The organism is Arthrobacter sp. 2YAF22_2, assembly GCF_052114645.1.
Taxonomy (GTDB): Bacteria; Actinomycetota; Actinomycetes; order Actinomycetales; family Micrococcaceae; genus Arthrobacter.
Map to the genome: position 1 here is coordinate 1 of NZ_JBFRFD010000750.1, position 1,181 is coordinate 1,181.

The window sequence follows — 1,181 nt, forward strand, 5'->3', positions numbered from 1 at the left end:
AGCCTGATGTGGTGGCCGTACCAGTCYGCCGTGGATCCGGCGTCGGCGGTGACGATGGCCTGCGGGGGCAGTCGCTTGTTAAGTTCGTGGTAGACGCGTCGGGGGTTGACGCCGTCCTTGTAGGTCAGCATCGCCTGGGCTTCCATCTCGTTTTCCCACTCCACCATTTCCTCAGCGACGGTGTTCTGCCAGGAGAGGTCGGTTTTCGCCTCCAGGTGCGGGATGAGCGCGGTGAGGGTTGCCCTCACATCCCCCCACAGGTTGAGTTCGGTGGGGTAGCGCAATCCCATTTGCTCGGGCTTGAGGTCGACTTGGATCGCGCGTGCCTGTCCGCTCTCGGGCAGGAACTGGCTGTACGGGTAGTTGGTGCCGAGGAATACGAGGGTGTCGCATCCGCTCATCTGGTGGGCACTGGGCAGGGAGCCGAGGAGGCCGAGTTGCTGCGAGTGGTGCGGCACGTCGGAGGGGATCACTTGTTTGGCGCGTAAGGCCGTGATTAGGCCGGCACCGCAGAGTTCGGCGGCCCTGAGGACCTCGTCGGTGGCCCCGTTTGCGCCGTGGCCGACAATGAAGGTGACTTTGCTGCCTGCATTGATGATGCCGGCGGCCTTCACGATCTCGCTTTCCGGGGGRCCGATTGAGATGGACGGGGCTACGCCGCTGGAGCGTGATACCCAGTTCTGCGGAGTGAGTTCGGGCATCTTCATTCCCTGCACGTCGTGGGGAATGATGATCACGGCCGGTCCCAGCCGTACCCTGGCGGTACGGAAGGCAGTGTCAACGACCGCCTGGGCCTGCTCGGGTGAGACGATCGTCTGGACGTACACGGCGACATCCGACAGGGTGCGTTCGAGGTTGCTCTCCTGCTGCGTAAAGGTACCCAGCGAGTTCAGCCCCTGCTGGCCCACGATGGCGACAACCGGCTGGTTGTCCATCTGGGCGTCATAGAGGCCGTTGAGCATATGGAAGGCGCCCGGGCTGGAGGTGGCTACGCAGACGCCGACTTCACCCGTGAACTTGGCGTGGGCGGTTGCCATCAGCGAGCAGATCTCCTCATGCGTGGGGCGCACATACTTCAGGCCTGCTTCATCGCGTTGGGCCTTCTCCAGGGCACCATCGAATTCGCCGATTCCGTCGCCGGGAAAAGCGAAGATGCGGCTGACTCCCCACTCCCTGACGCG

General features: G+C 63.6%; 1 protein-coding gene. It reads right to left on the minus strand.

The features are described 5' to 3' along the window. Positions 1-1,181: thiamine pyrophosphate-binding protein (locus tag AB4Y86_RS19260; RefSeq protein ID WP_441403724.1), on the minus strand; the 1,181-nt coding region annotated here is incomplete at both ends.